This is a genomic window from Pseudomonas corni, from assembly GCF_057128765.1.
In genome coordinates, this window is sequence record NZ_JBSKHW010000048.1 from 1 (window position 1) to 542 (window position 542).

At 61.3% G+C, this 542-nt stretch carries 1 protein-coding gene; it reads right to left on the minus strand.

The window, feature by feature from the left end; genetic code table 11:
- The coding region (locus ACWKV9_RS27710; protein WP_483839299.1) for a DNA gyrase subunit A at positions 1 to 530 on the minus strand (530 nt) is incomplete at its 3' end.
- Between the last annotated feature and the right edge of the window lie 12 nt (positions 531 to 542).

Here is a 542-nt window from a genome sequence, read left to right on the forward strand (position 1 = left end):
TCACCGTATTGCTTCGCGTCGGTCTCGATCTCCTTGATGATGCGACGGCGCATCATGGTCTCCGACTTCAGCAGCACGTCCAGCTCGCCCTGCTCTTCGCGCAGGTTCTTCAGCTCCTGCTCGATCTTGATCGCTTCCAGGCGAGCAAGCTGACGCAGGCGGATTTCCAGAATGTCTTCGGCCTGGCGATCGCTCAGGTTGAAGACCTGGATCAGCGCGGCCTTCGGGTCTTCGCTCTCGCGGATGATGCGGATCACGTCTTCGATGCGCAGCAGAACCAACTGCCGCCCTTCGAGGATGTGGATACGGTCTTCCACCTTGCCCAGACGATGGCGCGTGCGACGCGTGACCGTGGCGAAGCGGTAGACGATCCACTCTCGCAGGATCTCTGCCAGGCCCTTCTGGCGCGGACGGCCATCCGTGCCGATCATCACCAGGTTGATGGCCGCACCCGACTCCAGCGATGTGTGGGCCAGCAATGCATTGGCAAATTCCTGCTGGTCGATGTTCTTGCTCTTGGGCTCGAACACGAGGCGCACCGG